At 39.5% G+C, this 25,244-nt stretch carries 20 protein-coding genes, 1 rRNA gene and 1 pseudogene; 11 read left to right on the top strand and 11 right to left on the bottom strand.

Annotated elements, in window-relative coordinates; translation table 11 throughout:
- Positions 1-43: 43 nt before the first annotated feature.
- A complete protein-coding gene (gene ompA / locus HMPREF1128_RS09845) occupies positions 44-1,132 on the bottom strand; it encodes a porin OmpA (protein WP_007527005.1) in 1,089 nt (362 codons plus the stop codon).
- Between the two features lie 356 nt (positions 1,133-1,488).
- Here ompA and ydiJ point away from each other — a divergent pair, with 356 nt between their 5' ends.
- From ydiJ to nusG, 5 genes are all read left to right on the top strand, one after another.
- The gene (ydiJ, locus tag HMPREF1128_RS09850; RefSeq protein ID WP_007527001.1) at positions 1,489-4,584 is read left to right on the top strand and encodes a D-2-hydroxyglutarate dehydrogenase YdiJ; all 3,096 of its coding nucleotides are present in this window, start codon (positions 1,489-1,491) and stop codon (positions 4,582-4,584) included.
- Positions 4,585-4,647: 63 nt separating this feature from the next.
- Entirely contained in the window at positions 4,648-5,076 is a 429-nt protein-coding gene (locus tag HMPREF1128_RS09855; protein ID WP_007527019.1) for a hotdog fold thioesterase, read from the top strand.
- 128 nt (positions 5,077-5,204) lie between these two features.
- Positions 5,205-6,836, top strand: a complete 1,632-nt coding sequence (yidC, locus tag HMPREF1128_RS09860) for a membrane protein insertase YidC (RefSeq protein ID WP_007527033.1) — start codon at positions 5,205-5,207, stop codon at positions 6,834-6,836.
- 163 nt (positions 6,837-6,999) lie between these two features.
- The gene (secE, locus tag HMPREF1128_RS09865) at positions 7,000-7,407 is read left to right on the top strand and encodes a preprotein translocase subunit SecE (protein ID WP_007527025.1); all 408 of its coding nucleotides are present in this window, start codon (positions 7,000-7,002) and stop codon (positions 7,405-7,407) included.
- Positions 7,408-7,419: 12 nt separating this feature from the next.
- Entirely contained in the window at positions 7,420-7,989 is a 570-nt protein-coding gene (gene nusG, locus HMPREF1128_RS09870) for a transcription termination/antitermination protein NusG (protein WP_007527009.1), read from the top strand.
- 119 nt (positions 7,990-8,108) lie between these two features.
- Here nusG and lysA read toward each other — a convergent pair whose 3' ends face one another.
- From lysA to HMPREF1128_RS09905, 7 genes are all read right to left on the bottom strand, one after another.
- Positions 8,109-9,365 carry a diaminopimelate decarboxylase gene (lysA, locus tag HMPREF1128_RS09875; protein WP_007527011.1) on the bottom strand — a complete coding sequence of 419 codons (1,257 nt, stop codon included), beginning with the start codon at positions 9,363-9,365 and terminating at the stop codon, positions 8,109-8,111.
- Between the two features lie 77 nt (positions 9,366-9,442).
- On the bottom strand, positions 9,443-9,559 hold the full coding sequence (gene lptM / locus HMPREF1128_RS10275; RefSeq protein ID WP_007527013.1) for an LPS translocon maturation chaperone LptM: 117 nt from the start codon (positions 9,557-9,559) through the stop codon (positions 9,443-9,445).
- Between the two features lie 120 nt (positions 9,560-9,679).
- Positions 9,680-10,030, bottom strand: a complete 351-nt coding sequence (gene frdD, locus HMPREF1128_RS09885; protein WP_007526999.1) for a fumarate reductase subunit FrdD — start codon at positions 10,028-10,030, stop codon at positions 9,680-9,682.
- Positions 10,031-10,039: 9 nt separating this feature from the next.
- A complete protein-coding gene (gene frdC, locus HMPREF1128_RS09890; RefSeq protein ID WP_007527022.1) occupies positions 10,040-10,435 on the bottom strand; it encodes a fumarate reductase subunit FrdC in 396 nt (131 codons plus the stop codon).
- A gap of 8 nt (positions 10,436-10,443) precedes the next feature.
- Positions 10,444-11,214, bottom strand: a complete 771-nt coding sequence (locus HMPREF1128_RS09895; RefSeq protein WP_007527035.1) for a succinate dehydrogenase/fumarate reductase iron-sulfur subunit — start codon at positions 11,212-11,214, stop codon at positions 10,444-10,446.
- A 14-nt stretch (positions 11,215-11,228) separates the two neighbouring features.
- Positions 11,229-13,025 (bottom strand): fumarate reductase (quinol) flavoprotein subunit, encoded by a 1,797-nt coding sequence (gene frdA, locus HMPREF1128_RS09900; RefSeq protein ID WP_007527028.1) that lies wholly within the window; start codon positions 13,023-13,025, stop codon positions 11,229-11,231.
- Between the two features lie 253 nt (positions 13,026-13,278).
- Positions 13,279-13,824, bottom strand: coding sequence for an RBBP9/YdeN family alpha/beta hydrolase (locus HMPREF1128_RS09905; RefSeq protein ID WP_007527016.1), 546 nt, complete (start codon positions 13,822-13,824; stop codon positions 13,279-13,281).
- Between the two features lie 251 nt (positions 13,825-14,075).
- On the opposite strand from HMPREF1128_RS09905, the gene HMPREF1128_RS09910 reads away from it, so the two are divergent.
- Entirely contained in the window at positions 14,076-15,695 is a 1,620-nt protein-coding gene (locus tag HMPREF1128_RS09910) for a bifunctional metallophosphatase/5'-nucleotidase (protein WP_007526997.1), read from the top strand.
- Positions 15,696-15,708: 13 nt separating this feature from the next.
- On the top strand, positions 15,709-16,764 hold the full coding sequence (citC, locus tag HMPREF1128_RS09915; protein ID WP_007527007.1) for a [citrate (pro-3S)-lyase] ligase: 1,056 nt from the start codon (positions 15,709-15,711) through the stop codon (positions 16,762-16,764).
- Positions 16,765-16,830: 66 nt separating this feature from the next.
- Here citC and HMPREF1128_RS09920 read toward each other — a convergent pair whose 3' ends face one another.
- Complete coding sequence (locus tag HMPREF1128_RS09920) at positions 16,831-17,427, bottom strand: YagU family protein (protein ID WP_007526995.1); 597 nt, start codon at positions 17,425-17,427, stop codon at positions 16,831-16,833.
- 269 nt (positions 17,428-17,696) lie between these two features.
- On the opposite strand from HMPREF1128_RS09920, the gene purL reads away from it, so the two are divergent.
- The 4 genes from purL (at position 17,697) to HMPREF1128_RS09940 (ending at position 24,456) form a co-directional block, all read left to right on the top strand.
- Positions 17,697-21,590, top strand: coding sequence for a phosphoribosylformylglycinamidine synthase (purL, locus tag HMPREF1128_RS09925; RefSeq protein ID WP_007527034.1), 3,894 nt, complete (start codon positions 17,697-17,699; stop codon positions 21,588-21,590).
- A gap of 187 nt (positions 21,591-21,777) precedes the next feature.
- Complete coding sequence (locus HMPREF1128_RS09930; protein ID WP_007527003.1) at positions 21,778-22,407, top strand: YkgB family protein; 630 nt, start codon at positions 21,778-21,780, stop codon at positions 22,405-22,407.
- 182 nt (positions 22,408-22,589) lie between these two features.
- The gene (locus HMPREF1128_RS09935) at positions 22,590-23,810 is read left to right on the top strand and encodes a GmrSD restriction endonuclease domain-containing protein (protein WP_007527026.1); all 1,221 of its coding nucleotides are present in this window, start codon (positions 22,590-22,592) and stop codon (positions 23,808-23,810) included.
- A 4-nt stretch (positions 23,811-23,814) separates the two neighbouring features.
- Positions 23,815-24,456 (top strand): HEPN domain-containing protein, encoded by a 642-nt coding sequence (locus HMPREF1128_RS09940; protein WP_007526993.1) that lies wholly within the window; start codon positions 23,815-23,817, stop codon positions 24,454-24,456.
- A 246-nt stretch (positions 24,457-24,702) separates the two neighbouring features.
- Here the strand turns inward: HMPREF1128_RS09940 and HMPREF1128_RS09945 are convergent.
- Positions 24,703-24,888, bottom strand: a pseudogene (locus tag HMPREF1128_RS09945) (glycerophosphodiester phosphodiesterase family protein); the annotation flags it as partial.
- Between the two features lie 166 nt (positions 24,889-25,054).
- Positions 25,055-25,170: ribosomal RNA gene (gene rrf, locus HMPREF1128_RS09950) — 5S ribosomal RNA — on the bottom strand.
- Between the last annotated feature and the right edge of the window lie 74 nt (positions 25,171-25,244).

Raw genomic sequence — 25,244 nt, forward strand, 5'->3', positions numbered from 1 at the left:
TGCGGGTTTTTCTTATTTAGCTAAGTCCGTTAAGAACTAACTATTACATAGTTACTTCTTTAGTACCTTGTACTTGAACTTCAACACGACGGTCTGGTGCTAAACATGCGATTAACGCTTTACGACCTTTAACTGCATCACAAGTGTTGCCAGTTACTGGGTTCGCTTCACCGTAACCTACTGCAGTTACGTTTGCAGCTGGTGCGCCTTTAGAAACGATGTAGTTCGCTACTGTTTCTGCACGACGTTGTGAAAGTTTTAAGTTTGCTGCTTCTTTACCAATACGGTCAGTGTAACCATTCACTTGAATTGCTGCATTATTTAAACCTGCTGCATTGATTTCAGATTGCATTGCATCTAATGCTTGTGCTGCAGCCGGTTTTAAGTTTGCTTTACCAAATGCAAATAATACATCTGAGCTAAATGCGAAGTTTTTAGTTTCAACTTGTGGTGCAGCAACTGGCGCTGGTGCAGCACCTTGACCAAAGCGGTATGTTAAACCAGCAGATACTGAGCTGATATCAGGACGGTAGTCTGTTGCACCCATGCGGTTTAAAGTAGCTTGGCTTGCTTTGCCTGCATTATTTAACCATTGATATTCAACACGTGCTGACAATTCAGGAAGAATTGCATATTCAACACCCGCACCTAAAATTAAAGAACTTTGGAAACGGTGAGTTTTTGTTGGCGCTTTAGTTACCACATTCACTGTTTTGTAACGGTTATTTACTAATGCGATACCTACTTTACCGTAAACATCTAAGTTAGGTAATACTTCATAGCTTGGTTTTAAAGAAATAGTTGTGCCATGTGCTGAATGTTTGAAAGTTTGTTTCTCACCACCAGCTTTAGTATTTTGGTGACCACGAACACGACCAAAATAGTCATAACCTACTTCTGTAGCTAAACCAAAGTTGTTTTGGTTTAAGATTTGGTAACCACCAAATACACCGTAAGTTACAGAGTTTTTATTGATGCCGTATTTACCGCCATCTTTTGCATCTAATTGTTTGATGCCATCATGAAATGATGCCCAACCAGCTTTAGCACCCGCGTAGAAAGTATTTTCTTGCGGTGCTGCGGTTGCTGCTGCTGAAGCTAATACTGCTAATGCAACTAATGTTTTTTTCATTTGGATGATCCTCTATATTTCATAGATTGATAATATTGAAAGCTCCCATCTCACTAGAGAATAAAGAGACCTATATGACAGATTCTGCCACTAAAAATAAATGGCAGTCATACCATCTATCACATTCTTGTACTCTCCATATAATGAAAGTATGAGCAAGAATATTCCTATTATGGGTACTCAGTCACATAAAATCAATGTTATTTACTAAACAAATCTGAAATAAATGTCTTTTTTAACTAAATTTAAGCTCAAAATGACAACTTTGACAAAAGTCAGCCTTTTATTTACTTTCGTTTTCAATCTGTGCTTTTCTTGTTAATATTTAGCAAAATTTATTATTTGGAATAAATATAATGATACCTAGACTCTCGCAAACACCATCTTTAGATCCCATAGTTAAGGCTTATTTAGAAAGCTTGCGCACACAAAATTTTAGTGGCGATATTGCCTCTAGTTATTCAGATAGACTCTCTTTAGCAACAGATAACAGTGTTTATCAGCAATTACCGCAAGCCTTACTTTTCCCAAAATCAATCGCTGATGTTGTGATTTTAACAAAATTAGCACAAAAACCAGAGTTTAGTGGGTTAACGTTCACGCCAAGAGGGGGAGGAACGGGCACAAACGGGCAATCATTGAACCAAAATATCATTGTGGATCTTTCACGCCATATGAATCAAATTTTAGAGCTTAATGTTGAAGAACGTTGGGTTCGTGTTCAAGCTGGTGTCGTAAAAGATCAATTAAATCAATATCTCAAACCATACGGTCTTTTCTTCTCTCCTGAACTATCCACTAGCAATCGTGCTACATTAGGCGGAATGATTAACACTGATGCTTCAGGACAAGGCTCATTACAATATGGCAAAACCTCCGACCACGTTTTAGGACTCAAATCTGTGTTAATTAACGGAGAGGTATTAGAAACGCAAGCGGTCAATTCTGAGCAATTTTCTGCAAATTTAACCCAATTAAATCTTTCCGATTACGGGCGAAAATTACATGAAACCATATTTTCTCGCTGTAAAACATTACGCCCATTAGTGCTCTCTTCTTTGCCACAATTAAATCGTTTTTTAACGGGCTATGATTTAAAAAATGTATTTAATGAAGATGAGAGTCAATTTAATTTAACCCGTATTTTGACAGGCTCTGAAGGATCGCTTGCATTTATTTGTGAAGCCAAATTAAATTTATTACCTATTCCAAAATATCGCACGTTAATCAATATTAAATATAACTCTTTTGATGCTGCATTACGCGCGGCACCTTTTATGCTAGAAGCAAAAGCGTTATCTGTAGAAACCGTCGATTCCAAAGTACTTAATCTGGCTAAACAAGATATTATTTGGCACTCCGTTTCAGACTTATTAAAAGAAGACGAGGCAAACCCGATTCTAGGCATCAATATCGTCGAATATGCAGGACACGATGCTGCTCAAATTGAAGCACAAGTTGCCGAATTATGTCGTTCGCTTGATGACAGAATTGCTCGAAATGAAGCAGGCATTATTGGTTACCAATGCTGTGATGATTTAGCTTCGATTGAGAAAATTTACGCGATGCGTAAAAAAGCGGTAGGATTATTAGGCAATGCAAAAGGTTGGGCGAAACCTATTCCTTTTGTTGAAGACACTTGTGTGCCACCCGAACATTTAGCCGATTACATTAGCGAATTCCGTGCATTATTAGACAGTCATCAATTAGCCTACGGGATGTTTGGGCACGTTGATGCTGGGGTTTTACACGTTCGCCCTGCGCTGGATTTATGCGATAAAGCACAAGTGAAAACCTTCAAAATGATTTCAGATCAGGTCGTCGAACTGACTGCCAAATATGGTGGTTTAATTTGGGGGGAACACGGCAAAGGAATGCGTTCTTACTATGGTGAGCGCTTCTTTGGCGAGCAGCTTTGGCGAGAACTACGCCAAATCAAAACCCTCTTTGACCCAAACAATCGCTTAAATCCGGGCAAAATCTGTACGCCGCTAGATTCAGCCGAAACCCTGTATCCAATTGATTCAACCATGCGCGCAGATTACGACCGCACGATTCCAATTGAGGTGCGCGATGAGTTTAAAGGCGCAATGAGTTGTAACGGAAACGGCTTATGTTTTAACTTTGATGTGCATAACACAATGTGCCCTTCTATGAAAGTTTCAGGAAATCGACTTTTTTCTCCTAAAGGGCGTGCAGCAATGATTCGTGAATGGTTGCGCTTATTAGCCGAGCAAGGCGTTGATCCACAAACGTTAATTTTTGACTCCAGCAAAAATTCGCTAAAACTAACCGATTTTGTTGCCAAAATCCGCCATTCGTTGAAGAAAAAGCAAGAATACGATTTTTCACATGAAGTAAAAGCTGCAATGGATACTTGCTTGGCATGTAAAGCATGCGCAAGCCAATGCCCGATTAAAATTGATGTGCCAACATTCCGCAGCCAATTTAATCAGCTTTACCATCAGCGCTATTTCCGCCCGATAAAAGACTATGTGGTATCGAATTTAGAATTTATTGCACCTATTATGGCGAAAGCCCCGCGCTTTTTTAACTTCTTTAGCACGACACAGCTTGCAGAAGTCGCTGCGAATAAACTGATTGGCATGACTTACCTACCAGCATTATCTGTACCGAATTTACGCCAGCAATTAGTGGCGATTGGCTATCAAGGTGAAACGTTAGAAACGTTGGAACAACGTGCTGCAAGCGGTCAATTTTCTGCAGAAAATTGCAAAACCGTACTGATTGTACAAGATCCCTTCACGACTTTTTATGATGCTAAAGTGGTGGCAGATTTTGTGAAGTTTGTAGAGAAAATCGGTTTCCGCCCAATCGTCTTGCCATTTAATCCTAGTGGCAAAGCGCAACACATTAAAGGCTTTTTAAGTCAATTTGCCAAAACAGCCAAAAACCAAGCGGAATTCTTAAATCGAGTAGCAAAACTAGGTCTGCCAATGGTGGCGGTTGACCCCGCATTAACCTTGCTCTATCGCGATGAATATCGTGATATTCTCAAAGCAGAGCGGGGAAATTTCCATGTGCAATTAGCCCATGAATGGCTAAAATCCGTCATTCAAAATGAAACGCTCAGCGTCAGTAAAAAAGCCGTAGAATCTGACCGCTTGCCATGGCATTTATTTGCACATTGTACTGAATCGACTGAATTACCAAGTGCCACACAAGATTGGCAGCAAATTTTTGCCTATTTTGGGGAAACGCTTATCAATCAAAATGTTGGCTGTTGTGGCATGGCAGGTACATTTGGGCATGAAACTGCGCATATTGAAATGTCGAAGGCAATTTATGCGCAATCTTGGCAAGTCAAAATGGCAGATAAACCAATGAATCGCTGCCTAGCGACTGGTTATTCTTGCCGCTCACAAGTCAAACGTATGGTGCATCAGGGCATTAAACACCCAGTCCAAGCATTGCTAGAAATTATCAGCTAACGATTTCAACACCCCGCAATCTTGCGGGGCGTTTTATGATTATTCAATTTTAAAGAGGAAAAAATGACGCCTATTTGGAAACAAACCGCTACCCCAGAACAATTAACATCTCTATGTGAAGGCACAGCCGTCGCACATTTAGGGATTATTTTTACAGAAATCGGCGCCTCAGACATTACCGCTGAATTAACCGTTGACAGACGCACCAAACAACCATTTGGGGTATTACATGGTGGTGTTTCTGCAGCCTTAGCAGAAACCGTCGCCAATGCAGGTGCCTTATTGCTTTGCGAACCAAATCAAATTGCGGTGGGAATGGAATTAAACATTAGCCATTTAAAATCCATCAAAGAGGGCGAAAAAGCGATTGCTCGCGCCTTTCCATTAAAAGTTGGACGAGAAGTGCAAGTTTGGCAAATTGAAACCAAAGATGAACAAGGCAACCTTTGTGCCATTTCCCGCTTATCGGTAAAAGTGTTAGACAAGCGGTAAGATTTTGTGAATTTTTTGCAAAATTCTTTGAAAATCTGACCGCTGTTTAAAAAGGCGGTTGGAGATATGAACAACCTATTATAGAATGCTATTCTTTTATCCATTCCTTTACTTAAGAGAAATTCCACATGAATTCAAATCGTAGTTTATTGGTCATGGGACTGTTCTTGGTGTCGTTTCTATTATTTACGACCTGGCAGCAGGAATTCAACCCTGAAATCCAAGCCCAGAAGCAAGCACAAGTCCAAGCGCAACAATCATCAGGCGATGTGCCGGCGTCTAGTTCTTCTGACTCCACCACCTCAGATATGGTGAGCAAAGGAAAAACTATTACCATCGAAAGCGATGTTTTACGTTTAACCGTTGACACGCTAGGCGGTGATGTCGTTGATTCTGACTTATTAAAACTTAACGCTGAATTACAATCAAACACCCCATTTGAGTTGTTACAAGATAACAGCAACCTTACTTATATCGCACAAAGTGGTTTAGTGGGTAAAAACGGGATCGATACCAATGCAGGTCGTGCGCAATATCAAGCAAGCGCAGATAGCTTTAAATTGGCCGATGGTCAAAATGAAATTCGTGTGCCATTAACCGTTGAGAAAGATGGTGTGGTTTATACCAAAACCTTCACTTTAAAACGTGGCAGCTATAACGTAGGCGTTGATTTCAACGTGAAAAACAACAGTGCGGAAACGATTGAAGTTCAGCCTTACGGACAGTTAAAACATACTATCGTAGAAAACTCTGGCAACTTAGCTATGCCAACCTATACTGGCGGCGCTTACTCATCTTCGGAAACCAACTACAAAAAATATAGTTTCCAAGATATGGAAAAATCAGGTTTATCTATTGAAAGTAAAACCGGTTGGGTTGCATTATTACAACACTATTTCTCTTCTGCGTGGGTACCACCACAAAACCAAGATATGACCTTGTTTACACGTATCTCTGAAGATAAACGCTTTGCGAATATAGGTTACCGTGGCGCAATTACCACAATCGCTCCAAACAACGAAGCAACCATCCAAACTGCTTTATGGACTGGCCCGAAAAACCAACACGAAATGGCTGAAGTTGCAGAACATCTTGATTTAACCGTCGATTACGGTTGGGCATGGTTCATTGCGAAACCATTATTCTGGTTATTAACAACGATTCAAAAAGTTGTGTCTAACTGGGGTATCGCGATTATTTTAGTGACCATCGTGGTAAAAAGTTTACTTTATCCACTTACTAAAGCGCAATACACCTCAATGGCAAAAATGCGTATGTTGCAGCCGAAAATCCAAGAAATGCGTGAGCGTTTTGGTGATGACCGTCAACGTATGAGCCAAGAGATGATGAAATTGTATAAAGAAGAGAAAGTAAACCCAATGGGTGGTTGCTTACCGATTCTGATTCAAATGCCAATTTTCATCGCGTTATATTGGACATTCATGGAAGCTGTAGAATTACGTCATGCACCATTCTTCGGTTGGATTCATGACTTATCAGCCCAAGATCCATACTTCATTTTCCCATTGTTGATGGGTGGCTCAATGTTCTTATTACAAAAAATGTCACCAACCCCTGTTGCTGATCCAATGCAACAAAAAGTGATGATGTTTATGCCGGTTATCTTTACTGCATTCTTCCTGTTCTTCCCTGCAGGCTTAGTGCTTTACTGGTTAACCTCTAACTGTATTACCTTAGTACAACAATGGTGGATTTACCGCCAATTAGAGAAAAAAGGCTTACATACCCGTAAAAAATAAAACACGGTGTAATTAAACTGAGGCTGAATCTATATAATACAGATTCAGCCTTTAATTTTAGTGTGAAATCGAATAGAAAGATCGTGCTAAATCGGTCATGAAATGATAGAATCATACGCTTTTAAAAATTAGATATTTTCTCTTACATCATTTTAGGTTTTATATGGCGACAGAAATTAAAAAGAAAGCCCCTGAACAAGTTCAAGATAAAGGGGAAAAAAGCAAAGGCACAAATACCTTGCTTTGGATTATCGCAGTAGCGTTAATTATCGTTGCAGCAGTAGGCAATACTTACTTTGCCGCACAACTTTCATTAGTTGTACGTGTATTAGCGTTAGTAGCATTAGGTGCAGGCGCTGTAGCAGCCGCTGCGCTTACCAATCAAGGTCAAAAAACCATTCACTTTATTAAAGAGTCTCGTACCGAATTACGTAAAATTATTTGGCCAACCCGTCCAGAAGCGACCCAAACAACCTTAATCGTAATTGCGATGTGTGTAGTGGTTTCTTTAGTGTTATGGGGTATCGACTCTATCATCGTTCGATTGGTCGCATTTTTAACCAACTTATAATAAGGCATTAAAATGAGCGAATTAGAAACAACAACTTCTAGCGAACCGGCAAAAAAACGTTGGTATGTATTACAAGCCTTTTCTGGTTTTGAAAACCGTGTGGCAGTTACTTTACGTGAATATATCAAACTTCACAAAATGGAAGATTCTTTCGGTGAAGTATTAGTGCCAACCGAAGAAATCGTTGAAAACGTAGGTGGTAAACGCCGTAAAACTGAACGTAAATTCTTCCCGGGTTATGTATTAGTTGAAATGGAAATGAACGACTACACTTGGCAACTTGTGCGCAGTGTACCTCGTGTAATGGGCTTTATCGGTGGAACTGCAGATAAACCCGCACCAATTTCTAAAAAAGAAGCTGACTTAATCCTTAACCGTGTTCAAGAAACAGCTGAAAAACCACGTCACCGTAATGAATATCATCCTGGTGAAAATGTACGTGTTACTGAAGGTCCATTCGCTGACTTTACCGGTACGGTGGAAGAAGTGGATTACGAAAAAGGCCGCGTTAAAGTGTCTGTATCTATCTTCGGTCGTGCAACGCCAGTTGAACTTGAATTCAACCAAGTTGAGAAACAATAATCTTCAAGATAACTTAAAAACGGGAACTTATGGTTCCCGTTTTTTTATTTATTCAGCACATCAGCTTCATTACAATAAAAAGGCGTGATATTTGATCACGCCTTTCTATTCTACTCTGATTAGTCTTGCGGTAATAATCGCTCTAAGCGCCACAAATCCGCAAAATCCGCTCTTGCCTTAATTAAGTGCGCTTTTGCACCATCTACTAAAATTTCGACCGCTTGTGGGCGAGAATTATAGGTTGATGACATCGCAGCCCCATAAGCCCCAGCGGAGCGCATTGCTACGTAATCGCCTTCTGAGACAGATAAGGTTCTCGCTTTCCCTAAGAAGTCAGAGGTTTCACAGATCGGTCCAACAACATCATAAACGGAAGCTTCGCGATTAAGTGATTGATCAACCTCTGTAATTTCCATATACGCTTCATATAAGGCTGGACGAATCATATCGTTCATTCCAGTATCTACAATCGCAAAATTACGATCTTCGTTTGATTTCAGATATTCCACTTTTGTGACCAAAATCCCTGCATTCGCACTAATCGCACGCCCTGGTTCGAGAATGATTTCTAAATTTGGATAAGCTTTAAGTTTTTCCAACAATGCCTTCGCATATTCGGTAGGATGCGGAGGCTGCTCGCCATGATATGGCACACCTAAACCACCGCCTAAATCCAAGTGGTGCAATTCAATCCCGTCTTCTTTGAGTTGCTCCATTAAAACAATTAAGCGATCGGTCGCATCTAAAAACGGTTGAAGCTCGGTTAATTGTGAACCGATATGACAATCCATACCGGTAATTTTCACATTCGGTAAGCTTTTTGCTAAACGATACACTTCTCGTGCTTGTTGCACACTAACACCGAATTTATTTTCTTTTAAGCCAGTAGAAATATATGGGTGCGTTTTTGCATCCACGTCTGGATTCACACGTAGAGAAATTGGCGCAACTTTACCCATTTTTCCCGCCACTTCATTGATACGATGTAGTTCAGGAATTGATTCCACATTAAAACAACGCACACCGACTTCTAAAGCACGTGCAATTTCGCTGTGTGATTTTGCCACACCCGAGAACACCACTTTGGAAGCATCGCCACCCGCTGCTAACACGCGCTCTAATTCACCTTGTGAGACAATATCAAAGCCTGAACCAAGCTTTGCCATGACATTGAGTAATGCAATATTAGAATTAGATTTTACGGCAAAGCAAATTAAATGCGGGTGCTCGCCAAATGCGTTATCAAAGGCATGCCAATGGCGTTCTAGCGTAGCACGGGAATAAATATAAGCAGGAGTACCATGCGCTTTAATAATGTCTGCAATGGCCACCTCTTCGGCAAAAAGTTGTTGGTTTTTATATTCAAAATGATTCATTGGATTTCCGTTGTGTTTGTGAGAGCGGTCAAATTTTGCAAAACTTTTGCGAAATTCGACCGCTTGTGATGATCAATTTATGCTGTTTGTGTAGGCTGTTCTGCTGTTTTTTCAGGAAAATAAAGCGGGCCTTTTACGCCGCAAGCGGTTAAACCAAACCCTGCAAGCAATGCCACAATAATCAATTTTTTCATGGTGTTTCCTTTTCTGTATCAAGAAATCAAATTCTAAATCAAATTGATTCAATCAAAAAGCAAAAAAGCCCTGCAAACAAAAATTTGCAAGGCTTTATGTTTTTTAGACCGCTTGTAAGATTACAAACTTAACGTTAAACAAATAATTGCTAAGGTAAAAATAGCAGATAATCCGTAGAATACTAAGTTACCCGCTGGGAAGTGCACTTTTAAGTCATGTAATCCGTGGTGGATACGGTGCATACCTGCCCACATTGGGAAAATAGTGAACATTAAAATCGCTAATTTACCAATACCGGTATGTGCAAAAGCAATGATATTGTCTGGTGTAACTAAACCAAGCGGAAGTAAAACGCCTAATACTAAAATCAAGATTGGGAAAAATAGTGCGCTAACCATGCCGCCAGCACTGAATAATAACCAAACAGGTGGCTCGTTAGAACGTTTGGTATCAAATACTTTATTACTCATATCTCCCCCTTAAATATAAGCTAATACTAAGACAACAAGGCTAATTACCCCAGTAATGCCCCAGAACACTTTTTTCACGAAGTTAATTGGTAAAAATTGTCCTTTAACCATAATTGGCATTGCTTGTGGTGTCATTTCAAACAAGGTTGCAGCATGATAAAGAATGGCTGCTAATGAAATGAGATTGAAGACAATCACAATTGGATTTTGTACGAAGCTAACAAAATCTGTTGCAAAAGTGCCTCTACCTAAAGTAATCACACCATAAAATAAGACTAGGCTAAACCAAACCGTTGGGATTGAGGTTGCTTCACGCACCATATACATTTTGTAAAATGGTAGTTTTTGCCACCAATTTGCTTTCATTTCACGCACATAGACTTTGCGTTTTGTTGTTGCTGTCATATTTCCCCCTAGCCTTTTGGTTTGATCATTGAAATTACATAATCTTTTGCACTTTCCAATTTACCTTGGTTAATTGCAGATGCCGGCCCTACATGTTTCGGACACACTTCTGAACAATAACCCACGAAAGTACAACTCCAAACACCGTTTTTACTGCTTAACAGTTTCATACGCTCTGCACGGCCATTATCACGGTTATCTAAGTTATAACGATGAGCAAGCGTTAATACTGCAGGACCTAAGAATTCAGGATTTAAACCAAACTGCGGACAAGCGGCGTAACATAAACCACAGTTGATACACATTGAGAATTGACGATATTTCTCAAGCTGTGCAGGTGTTTGTTTGGTACGACTTTTCTTCAATTCCGCATCCGGTGCCGGATTTCCTGAAAGCGCTGGTGCTTTATTATCAATGATGTAAGGTTTAATCGCTTCAAGGCTATCTAAGAAGTGGCTTAAATCCACAACTAAATCGCGCTCAATTGGGAAGTTTTGTAGTGGCTCAATACGCATATGTCCGCTGTAATCACGTAAGAACGTTTTACAAGCTAATTTTGGTTTGCCATTTACCATCATCCCACATGAACCACAAATTGCCATACGGCAAGACCAGCGATAAGAAAGCTCAGGTTGTAACTCATCTTTAATATAACCGAGTGCATCTAATAATGAAGTTTGGCTATCATAAGGGACTTGGTATTTGTCTAAATGCGGTTCGCTATCCACTTCAGGGTTGTAGCGTAACACTTCGACGGTCATTGTATTTACATTTGCCATTTTGTTACCCTCCATTATTTTGCAGCCTGAGCCGCTTTTTTCGCTTTTTCTTGTGCTTCAGCTTCTGCACCGTAAACACGTTTTGCCGGTTGTGATTTCGTGATTTTTACATCGCTGTATTTAATTGTTGGTTTACCTTCTGCATTATAGAAAGCTAATGAGTGTTTTAAATAATTCACATCATCACGCTCTGTCGCATCTAAACGTTGGTGCGCACCACGAGATTCTTTACGTTCAACAGCAGAACATGCAATAGATTGCGCTACATCTAAGATGAAACCTAATTCAATTTTATAGAGTAAATCCGTGTTAAATACGCTTGATTTATCTTTCACGCTCACACGTTTATAACGTTCTTTAAGCTCTTCAATTTTGTTGACGGTTGCTTCCATACTTTCTTGTGTACGATAAATACCGCAACCTTCTTCCATTGAATCACCCATTTCATTACGAATTTGTGACCAAGATTCGTTACCTTCTTGATTAGCTAACGCATGTAAACGCGCTACGATATCTTGTGCTTGTGCATCAAGGTGTGCTTGGTTTGCAGGTTTAGCTTCTGAAGCACGACGAGCAGCATTTTCACCTGCCACCTTACCGAACACGACAAGCTCTGCTAATGAGTTAGAACCTAAACGGTTTGCACCGTGTAAACCAGAAGATGCGCACTCACCTACTGCGAATAAACCTTTAATTGAGGTTTCTGCATTAATGTCCACATCGATACCGCCCATGGTGTAGTGAACAACTGGACGAACCGGAATCGGTTGATGAACTGGGTCAACCCCTTCATATGCACGTGCTAACTCACAAATAAACGGTAAACGTTCGGTTAAGTGTTTTTCCCCTAAATGACGTAAATCTAAGTGCACTACATCCACGCCTTTAGCGGTTTTTAATGTGTTGCCTTTACGCCACTCTTGCCAGAATGCTTGAGAAACTTTATCACGTGGGCCTAATTCCATGTATTTATTTTCTGGTTTGCCCACTGGAGTTTCAGGGCCTAGACCATAATCTTGTAAGTAGCGATAGCCATCTTTATTGACTAAGATACCACCTTCACCACGACAACCTTCGGTCATCAAAATGCCAGTGTTTGGTAAGCCTGTTGGGTGATATTGAACGAACTCCATATCACGTAATGCAACACCATGACGATATGCCATAGATAAACCATCACCTGTTACGATGCCGCCATTAGTATTGAAACGATAAGTACGGCAACCACCACCTGTTGCAATAACAACTGCATTTGCATTGATTTGAACTAATGTACCTTCCATCATATTCATTGCAACACAACCGCGCGCTTCGCCGTTGTCAGTTAGAATATCAAGTACGAAATGCTCGTCAAAACGGACGATATTAGGATATTTAATTGAAGTTTGGAAAAGTGTATGTAAGATGTGGAAGCCTGTTTTATCTGCCGCGAACCAAGTACGCTCAATTTTCATCCCACCGAAACGGCGAACGTTAACATCACCATCGTCTTTACGGCTCCAAGGACACCCCCAACGCTCCAATTGGGTCATTTCCACTGGGGAATGCTCAACGAAATATTCTACGACATCTTGTTCACATAACCAGTCGCCACCGCCCACGGTATCGTTAAAGTGGTTATCAAAAGAGTCGGTGTCTTTAATGACCGCTGCTGAACCCCCTTCTGCCGCCACTGTATGGCTACGCATTGGGTAAACTTTTGAAATTAACGCAATTTTAAGGTTCGGATTTGCTTCCGCTGCTGCAATCGCAGCACGTAAACCGCCACCACCGGCGCCGATAATTGCTACATCAAAATTAACACTTTGCATATTCACTCCAAAAAATTGAACTTCACGTTTAAGAATTAGTTCTATTCTGCCACTAAAATGAGCTTTCGCGCCCCATTTATTACATAAAAAGAGGTGTTTTCTGATCTACCTCAAAATTGACTTTGTGTATTAAGAATCGCTCTCAATAAATTACGCATGACTACTTCATATGCACCTTACGATAACGTTTTCTTAACATTCTTGTTACTATATCTTTATTTTAAAAAATAAAATGTGATCCGTTTCACACTTATTAAATTTGTTCAATTTTTCGAATTAAATCTAATACTTCAGGCAGTGTTGTCACGCCTTCTCTATCTAAAAAATGGCCGCCTGTAGGCAAGCACAAATAACTTGCTTGTAAGTTTTCTGCTAAACGCTGGCTAAATTCCGCAGGCACAATGCTATCATTTCTCGCTGCAATAACGTGGCACTGACTTGGCACGCAAGCGGTCAGATTTTGGAAAAAATTTGCAAACGCATCTAATTCCGGCAAATGTGGTAATTTTTCACCAAAACCCGAAACTAAAATCAATGCCTTAATCGGTTTCTGCGCTGTTGCGAGAAAATTTAAGCTCGCAATACAGCCTAAACTATGCCCGATAAGAATTGTTTCAGGCGTAAGAACAATTTCTTGCTGATGATGTGCTAACCACGCTTCAGGCGTCGGATGTTCGCTATCTGGCATATTTAACCGCTTACAAGGAATGCCTAACTTAGCCAGTTCTTCCTCTAACCAAGGGAACCAATGCTTATTCCCGTTTGCGGTATAACCATGCGTAATAAAAACTTGGGTCATAATTACCTCCATATTTAAAATATTCGATGTATTAAAAAACTGCGCTTCTCTTTCAGCCAACTATGATGCCTTGCACAGCCTTAAATCAGTAAAATTCTCGCAAAATTCGACCGCTTTCCCATATGAGATATTGGTTATTAGGTCGCCTTCAGCTAAACTAGCGAAACCGAACTTTCGGTTTTTCTAATTCTAATAAGGAACTTTGAATGAAAAAATTATTAGCAACATTATTTACCCTTTGAGCAGTCTCTGTGGCAGTTGCCAAAGAGGTGAATTTTAAATTTTTAGGGACATCAGATGTTCACGGTCGTATCGTACCATGGTCTTATGGTGCAGACGTGGAAGACAAATCTGGCTCTTATGCGCAAATTGCAACTTACGTGAAAGAAGCTCGTAAAGCTCATCCAGATCTTATCTTGGTTGATATCGGTGATGCGATTCAAGATAACCAAGTTGAAGTATTCGCTAAAACTGAAAAATACTACAAAGATAACCCTGTGCCGAAAGTATTAAATGCTATGGGCTATGACATTTTCATTTTAGGTAACCACGAATTCAACTTCGGCATGACCGCATTAGATGAAATTTTAAAAGATATTAAAGCAAAAATCTTAACCGCGAACTTCTACTACAAAGACAGTGGTAAACGCTATGTTGAGCCAACTACTATTATTGAAAAAGATGGTGTGAAATTAGGAATTATCGGTTTAAGTACACCAATGTCGGCAAAATTTGAAGAAGATACCGGCAACTTAAAAGACATGAAATTCAGCTCACCAACTGAAGAAACCAAAGAGCAAATCAAAGCATTAAAAGAAAAAGGTGTAGATGCGATCGTCGTATTAGCTCACATGGGTATCGAAAACGAAAATAACATTCCAGATACTGGTGTAGCAGACTTAATCAACAATGTCGATGGTATTGATGTGATTATTGCAGGCCATATGCACAAAAACGTGTCTTCTGAAACCATTAAAGAAACGGTAATCACTGAACCACACCGCTACGGTACTGTAGTTTCTGAAGTAGATTTAAGCTTTGATGTGGATAAAGACGGCAAAGTGAAATTAGTTTCTAAACAAGCGAAAACCGTGCCTGTAAAAGATTACGAAGCGGATGCACAAATCGTTGAAATCTACAAACCATACCATGAAGAATTACGCCGTCTAAACAACGTGAAAATCGGTGAAACAGCAATTGATATGGTGCCACAAGAGAGAAAACACGGTGTTTCAATTGCGTTCTCACAAGATACGGGTTTATCTTCATTCATTACCGATGTTGAGCGCCACTACAGCAATGCCGATGTTGTTTCTTTCTCATTCGACCACGAAAAAGCGCGTATGGATAAAGGCGATATCAAGAAAAAAGACATCATCTTTAACTACCGCTATGCAGGTGGCGATGTGACCGTATATGAAGTGACTGGTAAACAACTTAAAGAGTACATGAACTGGTCAGCAGATTACTTCGATACCATTCAACCAGGTGATACTGAATATCGCTATAACGCAGAACGTAAAAAATCTAAATATGTTACCTTCGATATTTTCGGTGGCGTGCAATATCAAATTGATTTACGTAAACCAAGTGGCGAAAAAATTGTTGATCTGAAATTAGCAGATGGTACCCCTGTGACTGACGAGATGAAAATCAAACTAGGTATGAACTCTTACCGCTTCGGTCAATTAACCAAAAAAGGTGGTATTTGGGCAGACCAAAAAATCCCAACACTTTGGGAATCTAAAGTCGCAATGGGTCGAGAAGCAGGCACTATCCAAAACATGATGATCGACTACATCACTAACGTGAAAAAAGGCAAAATTGAAGGCGTGTCTCACAACCGCTGGAAATTAGTTGGCTTAGAGTAAAACAAGGCAAAATATGACGGATTACGCGATTGGCAAATTGCTCGATAACGACAAAAAAGGTTACCTTGCCGTAGATAAGCTCCTCGAAGCCGAGGGGCTAAAACGCGATCCGAATCTAGACTACACCTGTGCAGTTTATGATGAAGAAGGCGAGATTGTGGCAACCGGTAGCTGTTTTGCCAATAGCTTGCGCTGTTTAGCCGTTTCCCAACAACATCAAGGTGAAGGGCTAATGAACATTGTCGTCACACATCTAATTGACGAACAGTTCGCACGTGGCAATCCGCATATTTTTCTTTATACCAAATGCGATACGGCAAAATTTTTTGAAGGCCTAAGTTTTCATGAAATCACCCGTATTCCAAATCAAATTGTCTTTATGGAAAACAAGCGGTCAGGTTTTGCAGATTATTTGCAAAATCTCACCGCTTGCAGCCCCAAAATGCAACCTAACCAACGCATTGCAGCCATTGTAATGAACGCAAACCCATTCACACTTGGTCATCAATTTTTAGTTGAACAAGCAGCGCTAGAAAATGATTGGGTACATCTCTTTATTGTTAGTGAAGATCAAAGCCTTGTCCCATTTTCAGTCCGAAAAATGCTCGTACAACAAGGTGTCTCACATTTAGCGAACGTAATTTGCCATGACAGCGGCGATTACATTATTAGCAGCGCAACTTTTCCAAGTTATTTCCAAGAAAATGAGAATGCTGTGATTGAAAGCAATGCCTTGCTTGATCTAGAAATTTTCAGCCAAATCGCAAAAACACTCGGTATTCAACGCCGTTATGTAGGCGAAGAACCTTTTAGCCGAGTGACTCATCTCTATAACCAAATCATGCAGCAAAAACTGCCTGAACATGGCATTGAATGCGTAGTCATTCCCCGCCAAAGTAGCAGTAACCAAATCATTAGCGCCTCTAAAGTGCGTCAATGCATTAAAACAGGCGATTTTGCTCAAGTGCAAAAAATGGTGCCAGCTATCACTTATGATTATTTCATGAGTGATGCTGCTCAACCTGTCATTTCCCGTATTCAGCAAACTGAACAAGTAGAACATTATTAGCATCTACAAAATCAAATAAAAAAGGGGATGATTGACTCATCCCCTTAACTTTTGCAATTTTAATTCTTAAGCATTTGGATAACGTGTTGCTTCTTCAGGATCAGGTTCTCCAGTAATGCGGTTACGTAAATCGCGACGAATAACCTCAATTGTCCAGAACCAGAAAATATGACCGACTAATTCAGAAATGTGTTCATATAATGGCCACTCTGCGACTGGTGGAGTTAAACCAAGCGCAGGGAAAGTAATGTAGTGTACGCAGATGTTTGCGATGATACCCGCACCGATACCTTGCCAGAATTTAATTTTCGGGAATATTTCAGCCACGATGCAATAACCGATTGCGAAAACTAATGAGAAAATCATGTGCGTTACACCAATCCAGTTAAATGCATGATCAGCAAAAGTGAATGCGGCTTCAGTTGGATCGATACCTAGATAATCACGTAAGAAAACATGTGGCGGGTTTAAGAATGCGCGCGAACAAACTTCTAATGCTTGTGATGGGTCTTTACATGCTGCGGTGAATAAATCGAGTGGGCTACGCGGTGGGAATGGGTGTTCTGCGCCCCATTTTACGAATGCAGAGATAATCCCTGCCACAATACCAACAAATACCGCTATACCATAGCGACGTTTAGATGCTTCTGTGAATAATGCCATAATTACATCCTCTTTTATCAATTGAAGTATTTTGAAACAGCGTTACAAACTGTTTTCAATTTCAATTCTACGGAGGTTTTATGCCTTTATCAAACTTGAATTTGCATAAAAAGACAATCTTTACATTAGTTGACAACAACTCATTAACCTTTATCACAAGCCAGCAACATTTACAGCGTGATTAAGCAAGAATTTCTCAATGCAAACGTTTGCGTTATCCATTATAATAGTTAAGACTATCATCTCAAACACAACTTAAAGGTACCCGTATGTTTCAAACTTTTCGTGGCTCACCCGCCCTTTCTGAATTCCGTATTCAAGGTTTAATGCAAAAATTCCAACAAAATCAATTACCGGTGAAATCGGTTTATGCGGAATATTTGCATTTTGTGGAATTAAATCGACCGCTTGTTAGCGAGCAGGAAGCAAAACTAAAAGCATTGTTACATTACGGCCCAACCTTGGCAGAGCATGAAGCCAAAGGCGAAACCTTTATCGTGATTCCACGCGTCGGCACGATTTCTTCTTGGTCTTCTAAAGCAACCGATATTGCGCATAACTGTGGTTTAAGTGAAGTGGAACGCATTGAGCGAGGTTTGGCGTATTATTTTGAGTTAAGCCAACCGCTTGATGAAAAAACAACTGAAAAATTGACCGCACTTTTACACGACCGAATGATGGAAACCGTGGTGCGTCGTCCTGAAGATGCAGAGATCTTATTCCGACATCAAGATCCGAAACCGTTTAAAACCGTAGATATTTTAAAAGGTGGACGTGAAGCCTTGGCCACAGCCAACGTAGAATTAGGCTTAGCACTGGCAGAAGATGAAATTGATTATTTGGTGGAAAACTTCACCCAATTAGGGCGCAATCCGCACGATATTGAACTTTATATGTTCGCGCAAGCCAACTCTGAGCACTGTCGCCATAAAATCTTTAATGCAGATTGGATTATTGACGGTAAAAAACAGGATAAATCCCTGTTTAAAATGATTAAAAATACCTTTGAGAAAACCCCTGATTTTGTGCTTTCCGCATATAAAGACAATGCGGCGGTGATGGAAGGTTCCAAAGCGGGACGTTTCTTCCCGGATCAAGACGGCATTTACCGTTATCACAATGAAGACACTCACATTTTGATGAAAGTGGAAACCCACAACCACCCAACCGCGATTTCGCCATTCCCAGGAGCGGCAACAGGTTCGGGCGGTGAGATTCGTGATGAGGGTGCAACGGGTCGTGGTGCAAAACCAAAAGCAGGTTTAACTGGTTTCTCTGTATCAAACCTTATCATTCCAAACTTTGAACAACCTTGGGAAAATCCGCTTTCTAAACCAAACCGTATTGCCTCTGCGCTTGATATTATGATTGAAGGTCCATTAGGTGGCGCAGCATTTAACAACGAATTTGGTCGCCCTGCCTTATTGGGTTATTTCCGTACCTATGAAGAGAAAGTCAACAGCTTCAATGGTGAAGAAATGCGAGGTTATCACAAACCGATCATGTTAGCGGGCGGTATCGGTAATATTCGTGGCGAACACGTTCAAAAAGGTGAAATCCCCGTTGGTGCGAAATTGATCGTATTAGGCGGCCCAGCCATGAACATCGGTTTAGGCGGTGGTGCAGCGTCTTCTATGGACAGCGGGAAATCCAAAGAAAATTTAGATTTTGCCTCTGTTCAACGTGAAAACCCAGAAATGGAACGCCGCTGCCAAGAAGTGATTGACCGCTGTTGGCAATTAGGCGATGAAAACCCAATTCTCTTTATTCATGACGTGGGTGCGGGTGGTTTATCTAATGCGATGCCTGAATTGGTACACGATGGCGAACGTGGCGGTAAATTTGATTTACGCTCAATTCTTTGCGATGAAAAAGGCATGTCACCATTAGAAATTTGGTGTAACGAATCACAAGAACGTTATGTCTTAGCCGTTGCGCCAGAAAAACTCGAATTATTTACCGCACTTTGTGAGCGTGAGCGTGCGCCGTTTGCGGTCATTGGTGAGGCAACGGAAGAGAAACATTTAACCTTACACGATAGTCATTTCGACAATAACCCAATTGATTTGCCAATGAATGTGTTATTAGGCAAAACGCCGAAAATGACACGAGAGGTTTCGTCAAAAACTGTCGAAAATCGACCGCTTGCAACAGAAAATATTCAATTAAAAGAAGCTTTCCATCGCGTATTACGCTTACCGGTGGTGGCTGAAAAAACCTTCTTAATTACCATTGGCGACCGTTCAGTAACCGGTATGGTGGCGCGCGATCAAATGGTCGGCCCATGGCAAATTCCGGTATCAGATGTGGCTGTTACAACTGCATCATTAGACAGCTATCACGGCGAAGCCATGGCGATGGGCGAACGTGCGCCAGTAGCGTTATTAGACTTTGGTGCTTCTGCACGTTTAGCGGTGGCTGAATCTATCACTAATATTGCGGGCACCAACATTGGCGATATTAAACGCATCAAACTGTCTGCAAACTGGATGTCTGCAGCAGGACACGGTGGTGAAGATGCCGGCTTATATGAAGCGGTGAAAGCGGTGGGCGAAGAACTTTGCCCGGCATTAGGCATTACTATTCCAGTGGGTAAAGACTCCATGTCTATGAAAACCACTTGGGAAGAAAACGGTGAGAAAAAATCCGTTACTGCACCGCTTTCTTTAGTGATTTCATCTTTTGCGCGCGTGGAAGATGTCCGCAAAACAGTGACACCTCAATTACGCACAGACAAAGGCGCAAGCCGTTTATTGTTGATTGATTTAGGCGAAAGAAAAAATCGCTTAGGCGCGACCGCACTTGCACAAGTGTATAAACAATTAGGTGATAAACCTGCCGATGTGGTAAATGTCGCTACATTGAAAAACTTCTTCGATGCAATACAAGCATTAGTGGCAGAGCGCAAATTATTGGCTTACCACGACCGTTCAGATGGTGGTTTAATTACCACACTTGCAGAAATGGCGTTTGCGGGTAACTGTGGCGTGGATGTGGATATTTCTGCATTAGGCGACAATGATTTAGCCGTGTTATTCAATGAAGAATTGGGCGCAGTGATTCAAGTCTCTGAAAACGAATTAAGCGCAGTGCGTGAGGTATTAAAAACCCATGACTTGCTTGGCTTAACTTATGAATTAGGTTCTGTCACCACAGAAGATCGTTTTGAAATCACGCGTGGTAGCAAAAAACTATTAAGCGAAAAACGCTCTGAATTACGCGGTATTTGGGCAGAACTCACTCACCAAATGCAACGCTTACGCGATAACCCAGAATGTGCTGACCAAGAATTTGAAGCGAAAAAAGCAACAGATAACAAAGGTTTATCTGCTCACTTAACCTATGATGTGAATGAAGATATTGCTGCGCCTTACATCAGCAAAGGCGTGAAACCAAAAGTAGCAGTATTGCGTGAACAAGGCGTAAACAGCCACGTTGAAATGGCAGCGGCTTTTGACCGTGCAGGCTTTGCCGCGATTGATGTTCACATGAGCGATTTAATGACAGGTCGTTACAACTTAAACGACTTCAATGCGATGGTGGCCTGTGGTGGCTTCTCTTACGGTGACGTATTAGGTGCAAGTGGTGGCTGGGCGAAATCCATTTTGTTTAATCCACAATTACGCGATCAATTCAGCCAATTCTTCGCCAATGAAAACACCCTTTCATTAGGTGTATGTAACGGCTGTCAACTTATCTCCACCCTTGCAGAAATTATCCCAGGTGTAGAAAACTGGCCACGTTTCGTACGTAATAAATCAGAACGTTTTGAAGCCCGTGCTGCGATGGTGAAAATCAACGACACCAACTCATTGTGGTTTAAAGGCATGGCAGGTTCACATATGCCGATTGCGGTTTCTCACGGTGAAGGGCGCGTAGAATTCAAAACACCTGAGAATTTGACCGCACTTCAAGCGCAAAACTTGATTGTCGCACAATATATCGACAGCCATTTAAACGTGACTGAAACTTATCCTGCCAACCCGAATGGTTCGGTATTAGGGATTACTGCAATTTCTAACGTCGATGGTCGTATTGCTGCGATGATGCCACACCCAGAGCGTGTATTCCGTGCCGTGAGCAACTCATGGTATCCAGAAGATTGGTCTGAAGATGGTGCTTGGATGCGAATTTTTAGAAATGCGAGAGTGAATTTTAAATAATGTGAGATTGCTCACAGAAAATTAATCAAAAATAAGAGATACTACTAAATTGGTATCTCTTTTTTATTACATAACCTGAGTAATAAAAAAATGCCAACAATATTAGAGAGTAATATTGTTAATGTTTATATAAAAATTCTTGGGCATTATGCCTGTAATATCAATTGAACTATATGAGGAGTTCTACATGAGTGCATTAGTTACATTGCTAGCTAATATTGTTGCGCCATTGCAACGTCAATTTATTAACTTTATCCGCATTGCGATTTGTGTGGTGATGGTTTGGATTGGAGGTTTAAAAGTTTGCCAATATGAGGCAGATGGTATTGCACACTTTGTGTCAAATAGTCCTTTCTTAAGCTTCCTTTACAAAAACGGTGCAAATGAAGTGACAAATGATAAGGGTGTTTTAGTAAAAGAATATACCTTATATAAAAACCCTGAAGGCAAAATGGTCGCAAAAAATATTGAATGGCATAAAACCAATGGCACCTATACCGCTTCTTATATTATTGGCGCAATCATTGTGACAATTGGTATTTTAGTATTAGCAGGCATTTGGTCTCCAACATTAGGTTTATTCGGGGGCTTACTCACGTTTGGTATGTCGATAGTCACGCTGTCGTTCCTGATATTTACGCCAGAAACCTGGGTGCCGAATTTAGGTGGAGACTTCCCAACGCCTAATTATGGCTTCCCATATCTCTCAGGTGCTGGCCGACTCGTGATTAAAGATATTATTATGATGGCAGGCGGTTTAGTTGCTGCAGCAGAATGTGCGAAACGCTATTTAAATAATAAAAAACAATTTGCTTAATTGCGTTATTTTAAAAGGCTTACTGGGATAAATGGCAGGCCTTTTTATTCTAAATAATTTATGATGAATTGGATTAATGTGAAGTAACTCTAACATAATGATTTTTAAAAAAGCGGTTGATTTAGGTGTGTCGATATGACTTAATTGGTTTCATATATTTTATATGGGACTAGGAGATAAATATGTTGAATTATAATCAAGAAGATATGTTACGTCTTATAGATGATACAAGTATAGATGTTGAAGATGAAGCTCAAGATGAGCAATTAAGTACAGATGACTTTAATAGTCGAAAACTTTATATAGATAAATCAGATAAGTCAATGTCAGATTTGTTTAGAATGATTAAAGAAAGGGAAGTAAATTTACAACCGGACTTCCAAAGAGGGTTCATTTGGGATAAAGGGACGATGTCAAGATTTATTGAATCGTTACTTTTGTCTATCCCAATTCCAACAGTATTTTTGTCTGAAAATAATGATGATACATTTGATGTAATTGATGGTCAGCAAAGATTAACAACAATATTTGCTTTTATGAGCTCTAGTTTAGATGAACGGACTAATTTACCGGAACACCTTAAAGAATTACAACCTTTAAGGTTGTCTGGATTAGATACCTTAAAGAATCTAAATAAAACAACTTATGATGATTTGGGGGATAAAAAAAGAAAGTTTAATAATGTTTCTATCCCTGTAGTTATTATAAAAAAAGATTCATCAGAAGATATTAAATATGATATTTTCTCAAGGATTAATCGAGGCTCAATTAAATTGAATAATCAAGAGTTATTAAATGTGATGTATAGAGGGAGATTAATTAATAAAGTCAACGAGGTTGCGAATCATGATTTAATTGATAAGGTTTTTGAGAGAAGACCTGTATTGAAAAAAAGATTTGGGTATCATGAAATTATATTAAGAGTTATGGCAATGGAATGTTTTATTGATAAAAACTTATGGACTTTAAAGAAAGTAGATATAAAAAATAAGGATTTAATGGATGGAAAGGAGCAAAAAAACTATAACGGCAGATTAAACTCTAGTGTCTTAGATTATTTGAAAGAGTATAGAAATGATATTTTTGAGTCAGATAGATTAGAACATTTTATACTTGATGCAATGGAAAAAGTAGATATTGTATTTGGAAGTAATGCTTTTAAAAGAATAAACAAGGTAGGCTCTACCAGTATAAATAAAACTATCGCAGAGGTTCAATTAATTACTCTTTCAAGATTTAATAAGGCTCTTGTAGAGGAGAGAAAGCAAGAAATATTTGATTCATTTAATAGGTTTTTAAATGATAATAGTGATGATTTATTTACAAAAGCAACAAATAATACAAAAAATGTAGAAAAAAGATACGAGTGGGGTAAAGAAATATCTAGAATTATCTTAGGGTGATTTTATGCTTAATGAAATAAAAGAAAAATATAATAGTTATATAGGGATATATGATAATGTTTTACCTAAGATTGAAGATGGTGTAGCAAGAAGATTGCTTGAAAACTCTTTATATCTTTCTATTTTTACTTCATTTGAGTCTTTTTTGAAGAAAGTAATTGAACATTATGTTGAAGAGAAAATAAGAGGGGAAATAAAATATATAGAGCTTAATGAAGGGTTCGCAAGAGCATATATACTAGATAAAGAAAGAGAGATTGATCATATTTTTAACCCTAATGAGATAAAGAGTAAGAATGCTTTTTCTAGATATTTTAATGGGTTGAAAGAACCATTATCTAAAGCTGAGCTTACTAGATATGTGCATTTTGAATTTTTACATGAAAGTAAGTTAACTAATTACTATGGTATGTTATTTGATCAAATACTTGGGAATAAAGATTTTCTGAAGGAAATAAAAATCCCTTTTTCATCTCCCTCTTTTGATGCAGGAGTAGAGCAGGTGACAACATTGGATGCTCATACTTTTTTGTTGATGTATTGTAGTAAAATTAGAAACAATATTGCTCATGATAACAGCAATTTTAACGTTTCTGAAATATTGTTCCCTGATATGATTGATTGTTTTATAAAAATTATGGAATGAATGAAAGAGTCCTATGAGAGTTATACTGGATTTAATTTATCTACAGATATAGAACAAAATCTATTAGACCTTGCGTAGGAGCTCAAATTAGGCAAGATATCATTAATATAACTATGATACTGAGTTACTTTTTGAGTTGTCTATTTATAAAATACAATTTATTAAAAACTATTAATACATATTGCAAAAAAGCGGTCAAAAATCACAACGAATTTTGACCGCTCTTTTATTACTTTTACTTACGTATTATTTTTGTTTTTTCAAAAACTGAACGCCAGTATCTGGGAAGTCGGTGAATACACTGGTTGCACCTGATTTATTCAATAACGCATCGTACATTTGATTTACGTCAGTGAAGAATTCAGGTAACGCATCTTTACGCACAGTGTATGGATGTAATTCCACTTTGTATTGTGCAAATTCTTTCACTACTCAATAACAAGCGGTAAGATTTTTAAAACATTTTGCAAAAGATTGCTTTTCACCTTCTAGTAGAATGCAATAATTAGCCTCTCTCTACAGTAGAATTAAATAACCCTAAAACGCCCCTAAAAAGCAAAAACCCCGTCACACTCAGTAACGGGGTCCTCTCTATTCAATCCGGCGATGCCCTACTCTCACATGGGGAAGCCCCACACTACCATCGGCATTACAGCATTTTACTTCTGAGTTCGGTATGGAGTCAGGTAGAACTACTGCACTATGGTCGCCGGAATATCCGGTCATGATTCATCTCATTATCTTATCTATTCTTCTTCTCAAAATCAAAAACAAGCCTCAAAACCTTT

Origin of the sequence: Haemophilus sputorum HK 2154, assembly GCF_000287615.1 — a bacterium.
In the GTDB taxonomy this organism is placed as follows: domain Bacteria; phylum Pseudomonadota; class Gammaproteobacteria; order Enterobacterales; family Pasteurellaceae; genus Haemophilus_A; species Haemophilus_A sputorum.

What these genes read in the sequence shown, in the direction of transcription:
- HMPREF1128_RS09855 (WP_007527019.1), top strand. Translation starts at nt 4,648, where the DNA reads ATGACGCCTATTTGGAAACAAACCGCTACCCCAGAACAATTAACATCT.
- HMPREF1128_RS09940 (WP_007526993.1), top strand. Translation starts at nt 23,815, where the DNA reads ATGCTTAATGAAATAAAAGAAAAATATAATAGTTATATAGGGATATAT.
- frdD (WP_007526999.1), bottom strand. Translation starts at nt 10,030, where the DNA reads ATGAGTAATAAAGTATTTGATACCAAACGTTCTAACGAGCCACCTGTT.
- HMPREF1128_RS09930 (WP_007527003.1), top strand. Translation starts at nt 21,778, where the DNA reads ATGAGTGCATTAGTTACATTGCTAGCTAATATTGTTGCGCCATTGCAA.
- citC (WP_007527007.1), top strand. Translation starts at nt 15,709, where the DNA reads ATGACGGATTACGCGATTGGCAAATTGCTCGATAACGACAAAAAAGGT.
- lysA (WP_007527011.1), bottom strand. Translation starts at nt 9,365, where the DNA reads ATGAATCATTTTGAATATAAAAACCAACAACTTTTTGCCGAAGAGGTG.
- HMPREF1128_RS09895 (WP_007527035.1), bottom strand. Translation starts at nt 11,214, where the DNA reads ATGGCAAATGTAAATACAATGACCGTCGAAGTGTTACGCTACAACCCT.
- frdC (WP_007527022.1), bottom strand. Translation starts at nt 10,435, where the DNA reads ATGACAGCAACAACAAAACGCAAAGTCTATGTGCGTGAAATGAAAGCA.
- frdA (WP_007527028.1), bottom strand. Translation starts at nt 13,025, where the DNA reads ATGCAAAGTGTTAATTTTGATGTAGCAATTATCGGCGCCGGTGGTGGC.
- nusG (WP_007527009.1), top strand. Translation starts at nt 7,420, where the DNA reads ATGAGCGAATTAGAAACAACAACTTCTAGCGAACCGGCAAAAAAACGT.
- HMPREF1128_RS09935 (WP_007527026.1), top strand. Translation starts at nt 22,590, where the DNA reads ATGTTGAATTATAATCAAGAAGATATGTTACGTCTTATAGATGATACA.
- HMPREF1128_RS09905 (WP_007527016.1), bottom strand. Translation starts at nt 13,824, where the DNA reads ATGACCCAAGTTTTTATTACGCATGGTTATACCGCAAACGGGAATAAG.
- secE (WP_007527025.1), top strand. Translation starts at nt 7,000, where the DNA reads ATGGCGACAGAAATTAAAAAGAAAGCCCCTGAACAAGTTCAAGATAAA.
- purL (WP_007527034.1), top strand. Translation starts at nt 17,697, where the DNA reads ATGTTTCAAACTTTTCGTGGCTCACCCGCCCTTTCTGAATTCCGTATT.
- ompA (WP_007527005.1), bottom strand. Translation starts at nt 1,132, where the DNA reads ATGAAAAAAACATTAGTTGCATTAGCAGTATTAGCTTCAGCAGCAGCA.
- HMPREF1128_RS09920 (WP_007526995.1), bottom strand. Translation starts at nt 17,427, where the DNA reads ATGGCATTATTCACAGAAGCATCTAAACGTCGCTATGGTATAGCGGTA.
- yidC (WP_007527033.1), top strand. Translation starts at nt 5,205, where the DNA reads ATGAATTCAAATCGTAGTTTATTGGTCATGGGACTGTTCTTGGTGTCG.
- ydiJ (WP_007527001.1), top strand. Translation starts at nt 1,489, where the DNA reads ATGATACCTAGACTCTCGCAAACACCATCTTTAGATCCCATAGTTAAG.
- lptM (WP_007527013.1), bottom strand. Translation starts at nt 9,559, where the DNA reads ATGAAAAAATTGATTATTGTGGCATTGCTTGCAGGGTTTGGTTTAACC.